This is a genomic window from Sedimenticola selenatireducens, from assembly GCF_963675335.2.
In the GTDB taxonomy this organism is placed as follows: Bacteria; Pseudomonadota; Gammaproteobacteria; order Chromatiales; family Chromatiaceae; genus Sedimenticola; species Sedimenticola selenatireducens.
Genome location: NZ_CAXXYC010000003.1, coordinates 690,467 through 707,843 on the forward strand (window position 1 = coordinate 690,467; position 17,377 = coordinate 707,843).

Annotated in this window: 17 protein-coding genes; 13 read left to right on the forward strand and 4 right to left on the reverse strand. The window is 53.4% G+C overall.

Features of this window, described 5'->3' with window-relative positions; translation table 11 throughout:
* Positions 1-90: 90 nt before the first annotated feature.
* On the reverse strand, positions 91-2,916 hold the full coding sequence (locus tag ACHZBF_RS06945) for a valine--tRNA ligase (RefSeq protein ID WP_321528026.1): 2,826 nt from the start codon (positions 2,914-2,916) through the stop codon (positions 91-93).
* A gap of 248 nt (positions 2,917-3,164) precedes the next feature.
* Here ACHZBF_RS06945 and ACHZBF_RS06950 point away from each other — a divergent pair, with 248 nt between their 5' ends.
* The 6 genes from ACHZBF_RS06950 (at position 3,165) to ACHZBF_RS06975 (ending at position 10,137) form a co-directional block, all read left to right on the forward strand.
* Positions 3,165-5,303, forward strand: a complete 2,139-nt coding sequence (locus ACHZBF_RS06950; protein WP_321528027.1) for an FAD-dependent oxidoreductase — start codon at positions 3,165-3,167, stop codon at positions 5,301-5,303.
* Between the two features lie 304 nt (positions 5,304-5,607).
* Positions 5,608-6,876, forward strand: a complete 1,269-nt coding sequence (locus tag ACHZBF_RS06955; protein ID WP_321528028.1) for a tyrosine-type recombinase/integrase — start codon at positions 5,608-5,610, stop codon at positions 6,874-6,876.
* Complete coding sequence (locus tag ACHZBF_RS06960; protein ID WP_321528029.1) at positions 6,873-7,499, forward strand: hypothetical protein; 627 nt, start codon at positions 6,873-6,875, stop codon at positions 7,497-7,499. Before ACHZBF_RS06955 ends, ACHZBF_RS06960 begins: the two co-directional genes overlap by 4 nt.
* A 138-nt stretch (positions 7,500-7,637) precedes the next feature.
* Positions 7,638-7,898 (forward strand): helix-turn-helix domain-containing protein, encoded by a 261-nt coding sequence (locus tag ACHZBF_RS06965; RefSeq protein ID WP_321528030.1) that lies wholly within the window; start codon positions 7,638-7,640, stop codon positions 7,896-7,898.
* Between the two features lie 341 nt (positions 7,899-8,239).
* The gene (locus tag ACHZBF_RS06970) at positions 8,240-9,799 is read left to right on the forward strand and encodes a YfjI family protein (protein ID WP_321528031.1); all 1,560 of its coding nucleotides are present in this window, start codon (positions 8,240-8,242) and stop codon (positions 9,797-9,799) included.
* 125 nt (positions 9,800-9,924) lie between these two features.
* Complete coding sequence (locus tag ACHZBF_RS06975) at positions 9,925-10,137, forward strand: hypothetical protein (protein WP_321528032.1); 213 nt, start codon at positions 9,925-9,927, stop codon at positions 10,135-10,137.
* Between the two features lie 258 nt (positions 10,138-10,395).
* Here the strand turns inward: ACHZBF_RS06975 and ACHZBF_RS06980 are convergent, their stop codons facing one another.
* The gene (locus ACHZBF_RS06980; RefSeq protein ID WP_321528033.1) at positions 10,396-10,833 is read right to left on the reverse strand and encodes a hypothetical protein; all 438 of its coding nucleotides are present in this window, start codon (positions 10,831-10,833) and stop codon (positions 10,396-10,398) included.
* A 504-nt stretch (positions 10,834-11,337) separates the two neighbouring features.
* On the opposite strand from ACHZBF_RS06980, the gene ACHZBF_RS06985 reads away from it, so the two are divergent.
* Both ACHZBF_RS06985 and ACHZBF_RS06990 read left to right on the forward strand, forming a co-directional pair.
* Entirely contained in the window at positions 11,338-11,640 is a 303-nt protein-coding gene (locus ACHZBF_RS06985; protein ID WP_321528034.1) for a hypothetical protein, read from the forward strand.
* Complete coding sequence (locus ACHZBF_RS06990; RefSeq protein WP_321528035.1) at positions 11,633-12,649, forward strand: tyrosine-type recombinase/integrase; 1,017 nt, start codon at positions 11,633-11,635, stop codon at positions 12,647-12,649. Before ACHZBF_RS06985 ends, ACHZBF_RS06990 begins: the two co-directional genes overlap by 8 nt.
* A gap of 410 nt (positions 12,650-13,059) precedes the next feature.
* Here the strand turns inward: ACHZBF_RS06990 and ACHZBF_RS06995 are convergent, their stop codons facing one another.
* Together ACHZBF_RS06995 and ACHZBF_RS07000 are read right to left on the reverse strand one after the other, a co-directional pair.
* Positions 13,060-13,260, reverse strand: coding sequence for a hypothetical protein (locus ACHZBF_RS06995; RefSeq protein ID WP_321528036.1), 201 nt, complete (start codon positions 13,258-13,260; stop codon positions 13,060-13,062).
* Positions 13,253-13,912, reverse strand: coding sequence for a tyrosine-type recombinase/integrase (locus ACHZBF_RS07000; RefSeq protein ID WP_321528037.1), 660 nt, complete (start codon positions 13,910-13,912; stop codon positions 13,253-13,255). Before ACHZBF_RS07000 ends, ACHZBF_RS06995 begins: the two co-directional genes overlap by 8 nt.
* Positions 13,913-14,412: 500 nt before the next feature.
* On the opposite strand from ACHZBF_RS07000, the gene ACHZBF_RS07005 reads away from it, so the two are divergent.
* The 5 genes from ACHZBF_RS07005 (at position 14,413) to ACHZBF_RS07025 (ending at position 17,368) form a co-directional block, all read left to right on the forward strand.
* Positions 14,413-15,876: a hypothetical protein gene (locus ACHZBF_RS07005; protein WP_321528038.1), complete on the forward strand. Its 1,464-nt coding sequence runs from the start codon at positions 14,413-14,415 to the stop codon at positions 15,874-15,876.
* Positions 15,877-16,167: 291 nt separating this feature from the next.
* The gene (locus tag ACHZBF_RS07010; protein WP_394707553.1) at positions 16,168-16,320 is read left to right on the forward strand and encodes an antitoxin MazE-like protein; all 153 of its coding nucleotides are present in this window, start codon (positions 16,168-16,170) and stop codon (positions 16,318-16,320) included.
* Positions 16,321-16,439: 119 nt separating this feature from the next.
* Positions 16,440-16,658: a hypothetical protein gene (locus ACHZBF_RS07015; protein ID WP_321528039.1), complete on the forward strand. Its 219-nt coding sequence runs from the start codon at positions 16,440-16,442 to the stop codon at positions 16,656-16,658.
* Between the two features lie 180 nt (positions 16,659-16,838).
* On the forward strand, positions 16,839-17,075 hold the full coding sequence (locus ACHZBF_RS07020; protein ID WP_321528040.1) for a hypothetical protein: 237 nt from the start codon (positions 16,839-16,841) through the stop codon (positions 17,073-17,075).
* On the forward strand, positions 17,072-17,368 hold the full coding sequence (locus ACHZBF_RS07025; protein ID WP_321528041.1) for a hypothetical protein: 297 nt from the start codon (positions 17,072-17,074) through the stop codon (positions 17,366-17,368). Before ACHZBF_RS07020 ends, ACHZBF_RS07025 begins: the two co-directional genes overlap by 4 nt.
* Positions 17,369-17,377 lie beyond the last annotated feature (9 nt).

The window sequence follows — 17,377 nt, forward strand, 5'->3', positions numbered from 1 at the left end:
TCTTAAAGGCTCATACTGGTTAAAGTGTAGTGGCCACGGACTGATGTGCAATTCTTTCCGGCATCCAGTCCGCGGCCGTCATAGGCTTAATTACAGCGCCTGGATCTTTTTCAGCTGCTGCTCCAGCTTTTCCAGCGCGGCGATTTCGTCCGCCAGTTTGTCGCGCTCTTTCTGTACCACGGCTTCGGGGGCCTTATCAACAAACTTCGGATTGTTCAGCTTGCCTTCGAGGCGGGTGATATTTTCCCTCAGCTTGCCGATCTCCTTGTTCAGGCGGCCCAGTTCCGCCTCCTTGTCAATCAGGCCGGCCATCGGGATCAGCAGTTTCATCCCGCCCACCAGGGCCATGGCCGACTCGGGTGCCTGGTCATCGCTGCCCAGCAGGGTGGCCGATTCGAGCCGCGCCAGAAAATCCAGGTAGTGCCGGTTGCGAATCAGGCGGGCCTGATCCTCGGGGTTGGCATTCTGCAGCAGCACCGGCAGCGGTTTGCTCGGGGCGATATTCATCTCGCCCTTGATCTTGCGGATGCCGAGGATGAACTGCATCACCCAATCCATCTCTGCCACCGCTGCCTGATCCATTAGGGCATCGTCGCGTACCGGGAAAGGCTGGGTCATGATAGTCTCGCCACCGCGGCCTGCCAGCGGGGCAACACGCTGCCAGATCTCCTCGGTGATGTAGGGCATGATCGGGTGGGCCACGCGCAGCAGCGTCTCCAATACCTTGACCAGGGTATGCCGGGTGCCACGTCGGGCCGCTTCACTGGCGCTGTCACCGGTCAGTACCGGTTTGGAGAGCTCCAGGTACCAGTCGCAGTATTCGTTCCAGGTGAACTCGTAGATCGCCTTGGCGGCGTGATCAAACCGGTAGCCGTCGGTGGCCTCGCTGACGGTGCTGATGGTGGATTGCAGGCGTGACAGGATCCAGCGATCCGCCATGCTCAACGCCATCTCGCCACCGGACTGGCCGCAATCCTGATTTTCGGTGTTCATCAGTACGTAGCGGGCAGCGTTCCACAGCTTGTTGCAGAAGTTGCGGTAACCCTCGATGCGTCCCATGTCGAACTTGATGTCGCGGCCGGTGGTGGCCTGGGAGGCAAAGGTAAAGCGCAGCGCATCGGTGCCAAAACTGGGGATGCCGTCGGGGAACTCCTTGCGGGTCGCCTTCTCGATCTTCTTTGCCAGTTGTGGCTGCATCATGCCGCTGGTGCGCTTGCTGACCAGCGCTTCCAGGTCGATGCCGTCGATCAGGTCGATCGGATCCAGCACATTGCCCTTGGACTTGGACATCTTGTCGCCATGGCTGTCCCGCACCAGGCCGTGCACATAGACCTCCTTGAACGGCACATCATCCATGAACTTGATGCCCATCATGATCATGCGGGCGACCCAGAAGAAGATGATGTCGAAACCGGTCACCAGCACGCTGGTGGGGTAGAAGGTCTTGACCCGCTCGGTCTGTTCCGGCCAGCCCAGGGTGGAGAAGGGCCAGAGGGCGGAGCTGAACCAGGTGTCCAGCACGTCCTCGTCCTGGGTCAGGGTATAGTCCGCTGCCAGCTTGTGCTTCTGGCGCACCTCGGCTTCGGAGCGACCGACGTAGACGTTACCTTCGTCGTCGTACCAGGCGGGGATACGGTGTCCCCACCAGATCTGGCGACTGATGCACCAGTCCTCGATGTTGCGCATCCACTCGTAATAGGTGTTCTTCCAGTTGTCCGGCACAAACTTGATGCTGCCATTCTCCACCGCCTCGATGGCCGGTTTGGCCAAAGGCTCCACCTTGACGTACCACTGGTCGGTGAGGAAGGGTTCGATCACCGAGCCGGAACGGTCGCCGCGCGGCACCATCAGCTTGTGATCGTCGATTTTCTCCAGCAGACCCTGTGCTTCCAGGTCGGTCACCACTTTTTTACGGGCCTCGAACCGGTCCATACCGATAAAGGCGGCCGGGATAATGGCATCTTCATCGACCTCGTGGTTACGGATTGCCGCATCGCTGGTGAAGATGTTGATCAGGCCGCCATGGGGCTGCTCGGCGATTGCCTTCTCGTCCCGGTGCCTGAGCCATACCTGGTAGTCATTGAAGTCGTGGGCCGGGGTAATCTTGACGCAGCCGGTGCCGAACTCCGGATCCACATAATCATCGGCAATGATGGGAATACGTCGGCCGGTCAGGGGCAGTTCCACGAACTCGCCCAGCAGGTGTTTGTAGCGATCGTCGCCGGGATGTACCGCCACCGCGCAGTCGCCCAGCATGGTCTCGGGGCGAGTGGTGGCGACCACCAGATGGCCCTGGCCATTGGTCAGGGGATAGCGCATATGCCAGAGGAAGCCATTCTCCTCTTCGGAGAGTACTTCCAGGTCGGAGACGGCAGTGTGCAGTTTCGGGTCCCAGTTGACCAGCCGTTTGCCACGATAGATCAGTCCCTCTTCGAACAGCCGGACAAACACCTCCTTCACGGCATCGGAGAGACCTTCATCCATGGTGAAGCGTTCGTTCTCCCAGTCGAGCGAGGCGCCCATGCGGCGTAGCTGGCTGGTGATGGTGCCGCCGGACTGGCCTTTCCACTCCCACACCTTCTCGAGGAATTTTTCGCGACCGTAGTCGTGCCGGGTCTTACCCTCGGCGTTGATCAGCCGCTCCACCACCATTTGGGTGGCGATGCCGGCATGGTCGGAACCGGCCTGCCACAGGGTCTTGTCACCCTTCATACGATGGTAGCGGGTCAGCGCATCCATGATGGTGTCCTGGAAGGCGTGGCCCATGTGCAGGCTGCCGGTGACGTTGGGCGGCGGGATCATGATGCAGTAGGGATGCTGGCTGTCGGCATCAGCGGAAGGGGCGAAATAACCGCGCTCCTCCCAAGTCTGGTACCAACGCTTTTCCAGGCTGTGGGGGTCGTAAGTCTTTTCCATGGATCGTCAGGCTGTCTTGTGTCAGGTTAATCGTCAGGGATAAAACGGGATATTATAACGCAAGCGATCCGGTTGAATTGAATATTTATCCCCGTCGAGAGGTTATGCAGGGAATCTCCTGAGCCATCGGGCGCCCATGACCCCGGGCTGGAAGGGTGAATGTTCGCTAAGATTGGGGCAGGGCGAAAGAAAAAGAGTCGTAGCGCGGTCAACTGCCATAAGAAATGTTGATAAGTCAGGGGAGTAAGATGAGCCGCAACCGGGTAGTGATGCTAATCGTGCTGGTGATAGTGATCGCCGGCTTTTTTATTTTTGATCTGGGACAGTACTTCAGCCTGGAGTTTCTCAAATCGCAGCAGGCCGCGTTGGAAGATTATCGGCAGGCCCATCCCCTGCAGACCGCCGCCGTGATGTTCGTGGTTTATGTGCTGGTGACGGCACTCTCCCTGCCGGGCGCGGCGGTGATGACGCTGGCGGTCGGTGCTATTTTCGGCCTGTTCTGGGGTACCGTGCTGGTCTCCTTCGCCTCCACCCTGGGTGCCACGCTGGCTTTTCTGATTTCACGCTTTCTGCTGCGTGATATGGTCCAGAACCGCTTCGGCGACAAGCTGAAGACGATCAATGCGGGTATCGAGAAAGACGGTGCCTTCTATCTGTTCGGGTTGCGCCTGGTGCCCCTGTTTCCATTTTTCGTGATCAATCTGGCCATGGGCCTTACCAGCCTCAAGACATTCACTTTTGCCTGGGTCAGCCAGGTGGGCATGCTGCTGGGGACCCTTGTTTATGTGAATGCCGGCACCCAACTCGGTAAAATTGAATCGCTGTCGGGCATTCTTTCGCCGGGTTTGATCCTCTCCTTCGTGCTACTGGGTATCTTTCCGCTTATGGCCCGCAAGATCCTGGACGGTGTCAAGGCGCGCAAGGTGTTCAAGGCCTATCACAAGCCGGCCACTTTTGATCGCAACCTGGTGGTGATCGGGGCCGGTTCGGGGGGGCTGGTTTCGGCCTATATCGCGGCCGCGGTCAAGGCCAAAGTCACCCTGATTGAAAAGCACAAGATGGGTGGTGACTGTCTCAATACCGGTTGTGTTCCGTCCAAGGCGCTGATCCGCTCGGCGCGCTTTCTGGAGCAGACCCGCCGGGCGCAGGAGTATGGCTTCGAGTCGGCGACTGCGGAGTTTGATTTTTCACAAGTGATGGAGCGGGTACAGCGGGTGGTGAAAACCGTCGAGCCCCATGACTCGGTGGAGCGCTACACCGGACTCGGCGTGGAGGTCATTGAAGGGGAGGCGATGATCAGGTCCCCTTATGAAGTCGAGGTGAACGGCCAGACCCTGACGACCCGTAACATTATCGTTGCGACCGGTGCGCGGCCCTTTGTGCCACCTATTCCAGGGCTTGATCAGGTCCAGTATCTCACGTCTGATGATCTGTGGACGCTGCGTGAGTTGCCGAAGCGGCTGTTGGTGCTGGGCGGTGGCCCGATCGGCTGCGAACTGGCCCAGTGCTTTGCCCGTTTCGGTTCACAAGTGACCATTGTGGAGATGGCTCCCCGCCTGATGATCCGTGAGGATGAGGATGTTGTGGAACTGGTCACCGCGCGGTTCGAGGCGGAGGGGATCGAAGTCCTTGCCGGACATACCGCCAAATCGTTTGAAGTGGTGGAGGGGGAAAACAGGCTGACGGCGGAATATCAGCAGGAGTCCATCTCAATCCCCTTCGATCAGGTATTGGTCGCGGTTGGCCGAATGGCCAATACCACCGGCTTCGGCCTGGAGGAGCTGGGCGTGCGGGTCAGTGACCGGCGTACCGTGGAAGCCAATGAATTTCTTCAGACCAATTTCCCCAACATCTATGTCTGTGGCGATGTGACCGGCCCTTATCAGTTTACCCATACCGCCGCCCACCAGGCCTGGTATGCCGCGGTCAACGCCCTGTTTGGAGTGTTCCGTAAATTCAAGGTGGACTACTCGGTCATACCCTTTGCCACTTTTACCGATCCGGAAGTGGGACGGGTGGGGCTGAATGAGTTGGAGGCGAAGGAGCGGGGCGTGGCTTATGAGATCACCACCTACGGGCTGGATGATCTGGACCGCGCGATTGCCGATGGTGAGGCGCAGGGTTTTGTCAAGGTGTTGACGGTGCCCGGTAAAGACAAGATTTTGGGCGCAACCATCGTCGGTGAGCATGCGGGAGACCTGGTTGCCGAGTTTGTCACCGCCATGCGTCACGGTCTGGGGCTGAACAAGATCCTCGGCACCATCCACATCTATCCCACCTGGACCGAGGCGAACAAATTTGCCGCCGGTAACTGGAAGCGCGCCCATGCCCCGGTGCGGTTGCTGCGATGGGTGGAGCGTTTCCATGCCTGGCGGCGCGGTGCGTGAGCCGGTTATTGGCTGTGTGATCGTTTGGGATGAACAACAAAGGGTTGGCAGTTTCCTGCCAACCCTTTGTTTTCTCACGAATTTGGTACTCCCTAGGGGACTCGAACCCCTGTTGCCGCCGTGAGAGAACTCTAAACGGCAAATATAATCAATCACTTAAATATAACATAACTTGTTGATAATAAAGAGCTATGCGTGTAATGTTGTATCATGTAGTTGTGCCAGATTGACTCCCGTATATAACACATATTTACACGAAATCGGCTTTTTGGCCCCGTTGCCGCCGTGAACCAGGAGCAACATCATGCCCCGCGCCTCTCGCTCTTACACACTGGAAACCCGCACTGCCCGGGGACGCCTCAAGCAGCGCAGCGCCCCTTATTGGATAACCATCGGCAAGGACCTGGCCCTGGGTTATCGCAAAAACCGCAAGGGGAGCGCTTGGGTGGTGCGCCTGACCACCGGTGCCCGGCGGGACAACGGCCAACCGGTCTATCAGGTGGTGACACTGAAAGGAGTCAAGCCGGATGACCACGAAACCGCCGATGGCTCCTTTGTGCTGGACTATTTCCAGGCCCAGGCCCGGGCCCGTGAGTTCGCCAAGGGCGAACGGCAAAAGGAGGCGGCCGGGGCCAATCCGACCACCTACACCGTAGGCGAGGCCTTCGACGACTACCTGAGGGACTACCAGGCGCGCAGCGGCAAGCAGACCGAAGGGCTGCGCCAGCGCTACAAGAAGCATATCCGCCGACGCTTTGGCCACGTGCGCCTGTCCGAGCTGAGCGCGGCCCGGATTCGCACCTGGCTGAACAGCCTGGTCCAAGTCGATGAGCAGGACCCCGATCGGTTGCGGGCGCAGCGTTCGACGGCCAATACCCAGCTGACGCTGTTGAAGGCGATCTGCAATCATGCGTTCCGTCAGGGCCTGACGATCGAGGATCGCGCTTGGCGCATGGTGCGCCCCTTCCAGAATGTGGATGCCCCCCGGATCCGTTTCTTGGACCCGGAAGAGACCCGCAAGCTCTCGCACGGCTGCGAGGCCGATTTCCGTTCGTTGGTCCAGGCCGCTTTGCTTACCGGATGCCGCTATGGCGAGCTCATTCGGTTGCGGGCCGAGGACTATGACGCGGCCAATGGGTCTATCCATATTCGCTACAGCAAGTCCGGCAAGGCGCGTCACATTCCGCTGACCGATGAGGGGCAAGCCTTTTTCGATCGCTTGGTGGTGGATCTCGAGGCGGAACAGTGGATCTTTCGCCGGGCGGACGGTGAACCCTGGAGGCGCGCGCACCAGACCCGCCGCATGCGCCAGGCCAGCGCGGCGGCCGGGATCAATCCACCGGTCTCTTTTCACATTTTACGCCATACGTATGGCGCCTCACTGGCAAAAGCCGGGGTGCCGCTGCAGGTGATTGCCGCCGTCCTGGGCCATGCCGATACCCGCATTACCGAGAAGCACTATGCACACCTGTGCCCCAACTACGTAAAAGACACCATTCGCGCCAATCTTCCAACGGTTGGCGTTGCGGAGGATAATGTGGTGGTACTTAAAACGATCAGGAGAGATACATGAACAAGCGCCCGGTCATTGGAAGCCTTATTATCGAACGGGTTGAGCCAGATACCCGAGAGTCTGAATGGATAGATGGTCGTTTGTTCGACTTTATGCCGGATATCGATGATGGTGTGGAGGAATTCTTCCTGGCGGTTGATGGTTTGGCCCGACGCATCCTGCGTGAATTCGAGGTTACCGAGAACACCATCAACACGCCGTTTCATCGTGCATACGAATATGGAGCGAGTCCGGAGGCGACCGAAACACTCCGGAGCTACCCGGGGGAGACGGTTCCGGCAGAGCTGACCACCGCGGTGGAGCTGCTGGGCTTGGCAGATATGGCGTTGCAGTGCCTGGTCGATGGGAATGCCGCGGAAGCCGTTATCTGTGCCGTAAAGACTCAAAAACTGTTGGATCTGCCTCATACGGTTACCATCAGAAACAAGATCATTGCCAACAAACGATCACCCAATCATAGGCAGGCGAAAGCGGTGGCCAAGGCGTTTTTCGATCAGCAAAAGCAGGCTGGGGAAAAGGAAAATTGGAAGATTATCAGTCGCCACCTGGAATCGAAAGGGTTACCGATAGCCGACGGGACGATAAGAAACTGGCTGGTTGAGTTCCGAAAATCGCTCCCGTAAACGGTTACGGGAGCGATTTAACGGTGCCGTGAATTTCACTCACTCCCGCACCGGTGCGGGAAAATGATTAATTGTATCGCCCATAATCCTGCTTAAAGATATCCACACTATGCTGGATTACAAAAGATGGTTATGGATATGGAAAAACAAAAACTCGCCTACTCGGTAAATGAAGTCCTGCAAACAACTGGGCTTTCACGCACCGCTTTCTACAAGTTGATACGGGAAGGAAAAATCCGTTCCTACACCGTCGGTGAACGACGGTTCGTATCCCATCAGGCAATTCTGGATTTTCAGCTGGCGCATGAAGAAGTAGCGCCTGAATTGGTACCCAAGCGTCCAATAAAAAAACATCGCGCATCGAATAACACCAGCGGCCAATCTGGCAATTGCGCCTAACTCTTCGATGAAAATCAGACTCCGTGTGCTGATTGATGAGCCAGAAAATTTTCACTGTGTTGAAAGAAAAAGCAGGATTCATATCTATCTGGATATGGGTGTTTGTAGGTGCCTTGGGGATACAGAACAACAATGATTGACAACATTCGTTCAACTATAAAATGCCCAACATGTAGATTCGTTTTGTTCGATGGAATCGTTATAAAAAGTCGTGTGGTGCGGCTCACCCCGAATGGGGGTGAGGCAAAATTCCGGTGCAAGCGATGGGTGCCGGTGCCTATAGCTTATTCACCCATTGGAAGACTAATTCACACCCTGAAAATTCTGCAGGGGGATGGAAAATGAGTCCATTGACCGAGTCAATCGAAAAGTCAGGCTCTAATTTGTGCGCCCTGGTGACAGATAATGATATGCCCAATATCATTCCGTTATCCGCAGACCTGCCCGAAGTGCCAGAATTCAATTACCGATTACTGCCAAGTGATTTGATTGACTGGGTACGCGATATAGCGGAGCGTGTGCATTGCCCGCCTGATTTTGTGGCGGTTACCGCCATGACTGCGCTTGCATCCTTGCTGGGGCGAAGGGCTGCGATTCATCCTAAACAAAACGATGACTGGTTGGTTATATGCAATCTGTGGGGGGCATTGATCGGCAGGCCATCGGCTATGAAGACTCCAGCCATGAGTGAAGGGATGAGACCGATTAAGCAGTTGATTATCGCGGCACGAAAACAGTTTGAGGAAGATCAGTGTGAGTGCTGGGTGGATGAAGCCATAAGTAAGTCGAATGAAGAGTTAGCCAGGTCTGCAATAAAAAAAGCGCTAAAAACTAAAGATTCGACAAAGATTGAGGCGGCCCGGGCCGATTATGCACGTTTACAGCAACAGTCGCAGTCGGTTACGGAAAAGCGGTATATCGTAAATGATCCAACCTCGGAGAAGTTGGGCGAGTTGCTAAACGAGAATCCTGCCGGTCTATTACTGGAACGCGATGAGCTCACCGGGTGGTTGCGAAGTCTTGACCGGGAAGACCGATCGAGTGATCGAGCGTTTTATCTGGAATGCTTCAACGGCGACGGCAGTTATACGTATGATCGAATTGGGCGCGGTACTATACACATTAATAACTTGACCCTATCTGTTATCGGAGGCATTCAGCCATCCAAGCTGCGACCGTATGTCCATAGCGCCATCAGGCAGGATACATGTGATGATGGATTGATCCAGCGTCTTCAATTGGCCGTATGGCCGGACAATACAGGCGAGTGGAAGAATGTCGATCGTCGTCCAGATGCGAATGCTAAGGAGCGTGCATTTGCCCTGTTTCAACGACTGGATGACTTACCCTTACTGGAGCCAGATGAAGAGGGCCGTATTTCCGGTGTTCACTTTGATGATGAGGGACAGGAGGTCTTTGATCAGTGGCGCCATGAACTTGAAAATAAAATCAGAGCTCCGGATATTCACCCTGCAATCGAGTCCCACCTAACCAAGTACCGAAGTCTCATGCCCTCCTTAGCGCTTATTTTGAATGAGTGTGATGAAGGCCACCTTAAACCTGTAACGAAGCCGTCTGCCCGGAAAGCAGCGGCCTGGTGCACTTATCTGGAAAAGCACGCTTATCGTATCTATGGTGCGTCCATAGATTCAGGGGCTCAGAACGCCATCACCATACTGGAACGGCGAGACAAACTACCCGATGAATTCACAGCGCGGGATGTCCACCGAAAACAATGGGCTGGGCTAGCTGCTGCGGATGATGTTAGGGCGGCTATTAGCGAGTTGATAGCAACCGGTCGTTTGATCGAGCGACCAGTTAAAAATGAGAACGGCGGGAGGCCATCGTTCAGCTACTACTGGAATCCAAATCTTCAGATCAACGATAATGGGAAATCCTGAAATTATACTAGTCATGGTACTGACAAAACTGACAAAACCATTGGCTTTAGGTGTTTTTTGCAGTTTTGTCAGTTTTGTCAGTTCGCTGGGTGGTGGTTTTGAACTATTTTTTTCGTGGGGGCGTCATGACTGACTGGCTGGCCGAGCTGGATCAAATTGAACCGGAAACTTCACGTATGACGGGGAAACAGGAACGGGCTATCAGGGAGTGGCTGGATTTCATCGAAGAGATAGACCCGATCACTATCACCGAAATTCTGGACAAATGTGACAACGTCCTGGATGCCAGGAGTTATTTCCTCGAAAGATCGAAGAAAGTTTCTCCTGGCGGTTCTTGATAGTTAATTGACCATAAACAGTGCAGATTCCGGAGTGGTAGAATTGATCTGCCAAGACAACACCGACCGGGAGGCGACAGAATGGCTGGTCGTATCACGGGCTACATGGTCGAACTGCTGAGGGTCCGGCCTTATATTTATGTGACAACCCGGTCACTGTGCAAGACCGCACTGGTGCGATTTCCAGAGATTGGTGGGCTTCGCCTGGCGATTACCAAAACCGTGCCGAGGATAGCGCTGCTCGCGGCCCCGTGCGGATTAGCAAGCTAAACGCCCCCAGCCTCCACTGATCCGGTCATATTCCGCTGTCGAAACCTGAACTTTGTTTACCCTGTGGGTGCTCTTGGCCTTCCTCAGTCGCTTTTGTACAGCCGTCCCAAGATCGCCAGCAATCAGTTCTGTAGAGTGACTATGGATCAACTCGCCTAGCACCTCCCACCTGATGGGGATAGATATCTGCACGCAAAATCTGCCATCGGGTGCGGTAATCACGTCGATGGTGTGATCCTCCTCGGAGAGCAGTAAATCAATCTTTTCTGCGCCGTTTTCATCGTCAACTATCCAGACCGGATAGGATGAGCCTGTTCCCTTCAAAATCCATGATGGGCTGAGTCCGCATATCCAGGACGCCTTGGCCATGAAGTCACCATCTGGATAGCAGCCGTCACCTACCTGTTTAATTGTCGACTCAATCATCCCAGTGGGCTCCAGGGCAGTGAGTGCGCCGTCTTGGGCCAGTAGCTGGATGCGGGAAAGGATGTCATTGGAAAAGTTATTAGCGTGGAGCATTTTTGAGCCCTCGATAGAGGACTATGCATGGAGCGGACGCCCACGACACCTTGACCTTTGCCTCGGCGGGTGTCTAAACTTCGTTGTGCGTTCACTATGTTTTGCATAGTCTCATGGTCAGAATTGCGGCGGCACACCCATATTGAGCGTTATGCCTTAGAAATAGGGTCCCCTGTTGGTCCAGGGGACCCGCTTTAAGGCAAGTTCAGCGTTCTTCATTCCTCTAGTACAGAATCTCACCTTAAGCCCTAGTTTCGCTTTTTTTTAACGAATTACAAGGGCTTACAAGACGTTATATTGCTTGCAGGTGCGTGAAACTAACAAAAAATAGTTTCCAACATCAGGGCAATGCCTGCCAATCAATAACTTAGTCGGGCTCCAGGTACCAGAAACAGGGGAAAATTTTTTTACATGAGCACATCAAAACCGATAGAAGGTGGACTTTATAGGGATCCAGTTGCCGGCAAGTTCAAAGTGCTGGCCATTGGAGAGGTGCACAATAAAGCCGGTTTTATCCTGAAAATTGAAGATGAGCTGTGTATCTTCAATTTAAAAGCCTGGCCCCTGATGTTCGCCGCGGCAGAACGGGTCAGCCTGGATGAACGCACCGGCCAATATAAAGGTACTGGCATTCACTACGGCGTTCCGCGCCAAGTATTCCGGCGTGGAAATTCAATTTTGCTATTGGATGATGGATCACTCAATCGTGCATGATAATCAAGACAAGGGCCTGATAGACGATTTCCTGATTTTTCTTGAAATAGGCAAAGGCCGGACTGTTGGAACAGTCGATGGTTACAGGCGCCACCTTATCAGGTTGGTGGATTTTCTCGCACAGTCTGGACAACGCCTGTTAACCGCAAGTCGGGGTGATCTGGAACGTTTCACCGGTTTATACCTTCACCAGCAGGGTATCCTGCCTCGATCACGAAAACCGGCCATTGCGGCGGTTAAAGGTTTTTATCGGTGGATGTTTGCCCAGGGCCTTGTGAGTGAAGATCCAGCAAAGGCAATCTTTTATCCAAGTGTGGGTAGGAAGATTCCCGATTTCATATCACTGCAGCATGTGGAGCGCCTCTTTGCTCAGATAAACCTCGATGACTTCAAAGGCGTTCGCGATGCGGCCTTGATTGCCTGCTTGGCTGGCTGTGGTCTTCGTGTTTCAGGGGTGACTGGACTCAACCAGGGCGATTTAATTTTCGGCGCTGATGATGTTGGCCGCCAGATAGTCTTTTTAAAGGTCAAAGAAAAAGGGGAGCATGAGCGCCTGGTCCCGGCACCACCAGAGACGCTGTTGCTTATCAGGGCCTATCTTGGTCATCCGGAGCTCGCGGACATTGATCGAACGCTCTCTGATGGCGACCAGGTACTGTTTGTGAACACCAGGAACCCCACGGTGAAGCACTTTAACAACTGTGGAGAACACCGTCGGTTTTCAGCACGAAGCGTTCGCCGCATGATTGTGGCCTATGGGGCCAAGGCTGGCATTCCCCTGAAGTTCTGTCATCCACATGCGCTACGGCATCTGTACGGGACGGAATTGGTTGAGTCAGATACCGACCTGACTACGGTTCAGCAACTGATGGGGCATGCCACACTGGAGTCGACAAAGCTCTACATACACACGGCAACAAAACGGCTTCAAGATGCGGTGCGAAAGGGCAACCCGCTTGCCAAGATCAATACGCCTGTCAGTGGCCTGACCCATGTCTTGGATAAATGACCGTCCTAAAACTCATATTGCAGGGCGCTGTGGTTGGTAGTGATTGCAGTATTAGCGGGTGTTGCAGGATGGGGCTGGGGGTGGCGGAAAATGACCCAAAAAACAGGCAATAGCAAAATAAGAATAAAACATCACAAAACGGCAATTCTCAGGGGCGTTTAAAAAATGGTTTTTTCAATGGCAGGCGCCGCTCTCTCTGAGGCATTCCGTTGCCTCTTCTATGGTGGCTTTCACTTCGGTAATTTGTTCCAGGTCCCGGGGTTCTGCTATCCAGTCCTGGATGTTGTTCGCCAATAGCCTTGTGGATCCGCTTGAACAGCCTGGGCTCATCTTTGCAGGCAATTGGCTGTTGGGTCTCCATGCCGTTTTAATACGCTTTACGGCAATCTGTTGACTTTACTGCTGGTGGATCAATCAGGTGGTACATGGGTATCAGTAGAGGCGGGCTTGGTGCAGGCCTCCACGATCTCTTCTTTGAATAACGTAGCAAAGAGTTTGGCTGGGGCTCGTATCTGGTGGCCTTCAGGTATGTTATCTGTGAGTTTGGTGATTCCCCGCTTGGTCAGAAAGTCGGGGATTTCAGTTTTTGTATCGATGGGATCATCAGTCATTCCAGAATCCTTTAAAGCGGTCGGGTGACATTTCAGTATAGTGGACGGTATGTTGGATGTTTCGGTGACCGAGGTAGTGCTGCAGGGATCGGGTATCGTGGCCGTCATTGGCCAGCCTATAGCCGCAGGCATGCCGGAGCATGTGCGGATGGATGGGGAAGGGTAGGTCAGCAATCTTTCCGGCCCGGGTGATCATTTTTCGCACGGTTGAGGCTGTCATGGGGCCGCCACGCTCTGTTGTAAAGACATAGGGGGAAGTCTGCTGCTCTCGCTTCAATCGCCTCAGAGAACGCATTTCATTTCCTCGATCGCTGGTATTAATCATGAAGTGAGAGCTGGGTGTACCATTTTTCAATCGTGTTACATAAATAAGGCCTCGCTCAAAATTTATTTGATCCCAACAAAGAGATATGGCCTCTGAAACTCTTAGGCCATGGTGATACATCAGTGTGATCAAAGTGGCATCGCGGTGTTGATGGCGCCCCGTTTTCTTTGCTGCTTTGATCAGAGCATTGACCTCTTTCTCTGTAAGATGCTCACGGGTTCTTACTGCTGCATTGGTAGGCCTACCGATCCCTCGGTTGCCGGCTTTCTTTATCTTTCCCGTTTTCGATGTTTGGGGTGATGCTTTGGCCTTGCCTGTACGCTGCATGGTTGCTGCTCCTGTGTTGGGTAACTTTCCCTTAAACAATTCAAATTAAGGAAAGTCTAGACCGCCATCGATGCAGACACAAGCACACCGAGGGGGTGGGGGCTCGGCACAGGATCAAGGCATCTTCCAGCAGGGGGGAGGGTACCTGGATATCTGCACTATTTTTCGATTCGGCGTTATGGCGCCGCCGGCGGTTTCACGTGCGTGATACGCCAGAAAAAACGGCCGTGATTTATGCGCGTGTGTCGTCCAAGCGCCAGGCCGATCCCCCTTGGGGGGGGGTGCCTGGATGTCTGCACCAATTCTAAAATTGGTGTTATAGCCACCGATAAACCGCCGTCCACCGTGGTTGCAGTGGTAAAAGAAATGATCTATTGTTCGAGCAGTAAGATAATTCAAGGGGCGTCACCTACGACGGCTCCCACTAAGGCAATAACGCGATCAAGCGATAAGCCGGCACTCCATTCATGGAGGCCGGCTTTTTTTATGGAGTAAACATAATGAAAGACAACCTGGCATTTGAAGCATTTCCCGACATCAAACGGTTACAGGAGACCATCGATAAGCGACTGGGATTCCATGAGGAATGTTCGGGCAGCAAAAGAAACAGAGTTAACGTGTCCGAGGCTGGGAGGAAGGCGGCAAACAAAATCCTGAATTGCTTTGACGCCGAAAATCTTCCACGTCTTCTCCGGGAGGCGCGGCAGCTTTCTGCCGGTTCCGGCATGGTGTCCGATGCTGCGGTACCTGCCGTCTATGAGCGAACCGTGATCCGGGAAGCACTCTATGCAATGAAGGGGCTTGAGTTTGTCGATGCGGGTGAGCAGGCGTATGGGCCTACAGTGAGTATTCCGTTTTCATATCGTGATCCCAGCGCGGCCGACCGGTCAAATACTCGTGTTTATGAGGGGCAGGAAATTCAGCGTTCCGGAGTGATTCAGAGTGCAGAAGAGACCTACCCGATTCCTCAAAAGCTATCCTTCTCTGTCTCGGATGAAATGCGTCACCTTACCTCTGCGTCACACATCAATTGGGATACCATGCGTGAAAATGCGCTTAATGCATCTCGGATAGTCAGTGAGGATACGGACCACCTGATCCTAAATGAAATGCTTCATTCCTCTGATGAGTATGCCGCCGTGGCGGTGGCCGGGGAGGATTTGGAGCCCCAGGCTGATGGAGTTAAATCCACTTTTGTACTGGCCAAATTTCCCGTTGTGCGGCCTCGAAAGGCCTACGATATTCAGGGCAACCAGGTTGGCGTGACAACAAACCCAATATCGGTCATTTACAATGCGGTGGCGCTGAGTGAATACAATGGATCGGGTTTACAAACACCTGGAACCTATTACCGTCTGGATTATAACCAGGGTGAGATACAACTGGTCGATGAACTGGGAGATCTGCAAATCCCTGCCGACGGGACATCCTACACTATCAGCTACAGTTACAGCCCCAACGTTTATGCGTTCGATACCGATGTTGGATCTCTTGATGTTGATGAGCATTGGGACCAATTTCTTTATCGCTACGGCCTGCGAAAGGCGGCGCTCGAAGATGATCGTCGGTACACACCTGATTTTGGTTTGATGTCGGGAACGGCAATGTCCCATGTCGAGCAGGCTAAGAAATTCAGCGCCAACTTTAAGGTTCCGGGAACGGATCTCTCTCTTGATGGGGATCTCGGGCGTATAAAGGATGTACCAAATTACAAGACAGCCGGCCCGGGGCTCTGGTACGGCGATCAGCGGATTCTTATCGGTCAAAAAGGGATCACCCGGTACCGCATGCTCAAACCCTGGGTGATGAACGGCATCGAGAATCAACGCGGGCCAAATGGGCGGTATACCGGCCAGAAAGAAGCTTATGGCGATCAGTTCATTGCCGTCCACACACCCACGCCACTCAAGGGTGCATTTACTAGTCTGGTTTTGTACTCATCGTCTGGCAGGGTCGCGCGGTAATCGTTGAGCATCCAGTTCCGTGTGTTCCGGACTGGGGGGATCACTCGGCCTAGTGCCCCAGTAAAACCCCGAGAGCCTGTGGTCTAAGTCCTCATTACTTCGAGACGTGACAGGCACCGGCAGGCTGTGGATACGGCCTGCCGCACTAACTACACACTGCGCTCCTACGTGAAATCTGAGTTGGTGATAAGGAGCCAGTCAGCTGGATTTGGATCTGATGAAGGTCAGGGCTTGACTTGTGGTAATACCACGGTTATAAAATACTTGGTATTACCACACTGGTGCAGAAGTATGGTTGAGAATAGAAAAGAAGACCGGACTGCCCGATACCGGGACCGGAAGAAAGCCGAGGGGCTTCGGAAGGTTTGTGTTTGGGTTCCGGAAAAGCTTGCTGATGAAGTGAAAGCCTACGCAGCCAGGCTTAGGAAAAAGGCTGTAAAGTAGCGAACCCTCAACAGGCGGCAACCTGATGAGGGCTCTGACCACAACTGACTTATAGGAGTCAACTATGGGTAAGAATATTATTTCATATCAGGTGTGTCTTAGCACGCAGGAGGTGGGCCATGATGAATGAAGATCCTCATAGCCTTACATACAAGGCGCGGACACAGATTCGTGGTCTTGCCAATTTAGTGGTAGACCAAACGGATTCGCTGGTGCTCACGGGCTGGGAGTTATATTGTTTGCTACAGTCTGTTGACGATCAACTAACTGAGGTATTAAAGAATAGCGGTGGTGACCCTGACCAGACAAGCAAAAAGGTGTTTGTCACTCGAGGTTGACCTGCAGCACATAGCTTACGGTGGCATCGAACGATAGGGCAGTTCCATTTTGCTTAATTCGATAATCGATGGCCACCCACTAAGGCAATAACGCGCTGACTGTAAATGACAGCAGCAACCAAGCGAAAAAGCCGGTACTCCATTATTAGGAGTACCGGCTTTTTTTATGAGGCATAGGATATGGATACATTAAATTATGACGAAACCAGAGTATTAGTTGCAGCCCAAGAAGCCACGCTTGCTGCATTGGTAGAAGTACACGCAAATCTAATGATGGAGAATGCTTACCTAAAGGCGAAAGACGTGGAAAACAGAAAAAAAATAAAGGAAATGTCTACAGATCTTACTGCCAAAGATAGGCACATTGTTTTACTGCAAAGCGAACTACAACTGTCAGGTCGGAGAATAGTGTCATGAAAAAAATAATGAATGAAATTAAAGACGCCTTTGAAGAACTCTTGGTTCAGATAGACGGTATCCATCAGATTCTTATGGATCATAATAATGGCATGACCATTACTGAACAGGAACTCAGAGCCGTAACTTGTCAGTTACATGAGAAAATCGCCATGATCCAAGCACTTCGAAACCAGCCGATACATCGAAAGAATCCGGAGTTAGATCATATGTTTTCAACGGTAGAAGAGCATTTGAGCAAAGCATTAAATCTTACTCATGAAGATAACCGGGAAGTTATCCGCCAACACTAAAATATTTCT

Coding starts and splice junctions, on each gene's coding strand:
- ACHZBF_RS06945 (WP_321528026.1), bottom strand. CDS start 2,916: ATGGAAAAGACTTACGACCCCCACAGCCTGGAAAAGCGTTGGTACCAG.
- ACHZBF_RS06950 (WP_321528027.1), top strand. CDS start 3,165: ATGAGCCGCAACCGGGTAGTGATGCTAATCGTGCTGGTGATAGTGATC.
- ACHZBF_RS06955 (WP_321528028.1), top strand. CDS start 5,608: ATGCCCCGCGCCTCTCGCTCTTACACACTGGAAACCCGCACTGCCCGG.
- ACHZBF_RS06960 (WP_321528029.1), top strand. CDS start 6,873: ATGAACAAGCGCCCGGTCATTGGAAGCCTTATTATCGAACGGGTTGAG.
- ACHZBF_RS06965 (WP_321528030.1), top strand. CDS start 7,638: ATGGAAAAACAAAAACTCGCCTACTCGGTAAATGAAGTCCTGCAAACA.
- ACHZBF_RS06970 (WP_321528031.1), top strand. CDS start 8,240: ATGAGTCCATTGACCGAGTCAATCGAAAAGTCAGGCTCTAATTTGTGC.
- ACHZBF_RS06975 (WP_321528032.1), top strand. CDS start 9,925: ATGACTGACTGGCTGGCCGAGCTGGATCAAATTGAACCGGAAACTTCA.
- ACHZBF_RS06980 (WP_321528033.1), bottom strand. CDS start 10,833: ATGATTGAGTCGACAATTAAACAGGTAGGTGACGGCTGCTATCCAGAT.
- ACHZBF_RS06985 (WP_321528034.1), top strand. CDS start 11,338: ATGAGCACATCAAAACCGATAGAAGGTGGACTTTATAGGGATCCAGTT.
- ACHZBF_RS06995 (WP_321528036.1), bottom strand. CDS start 13,260: ATGACTGATGATCCCATCGATACAAAAACTGAAATCCCCGACTTTCTG.
- ACHZBF_RS07000 (WP_321528037.1), bottom strand. CDS start 13,912: ATGCAGCGTACAGGCAAGGCCAAAGCATCACCCCAAACATCGAAAACG.
- ACHZBF_RS07005 (WP_321528038.1), top strand. CDS start 14,413: ATGAAAGACAACCTGGCATTTGAAGCATTTCCCGACATCAAACGGTTA.
- ACHZBF_RS07010 (WP_394707553.1), top strand. CDS start 16,168: ATGGTTGAGAATAGAAAAGAAGACCGGACTGCCCGATACCGGGACCGG.
- ACHZBF_RS07015 (WP_321528039.1), top strand. CDS start 16,440: ATGATGAATGAAGATCCTCATAGCCTTACATACAAGGCGCGGACACAG.
- ACHZBF_RS07020 (WP_321528040.1), top strand. CDS start 16,839: ATGGATACATTAAATTATGACGAAACCAGAGTATTAGTTGCAGCCCAA.
- ACHZBF_RS07025 (WP_321528041.1), top strand. CDS start 17,072: ATGAAAAAAATAATGAATGAAATTAAAGACGCCTTTGAAGAACTCTTG.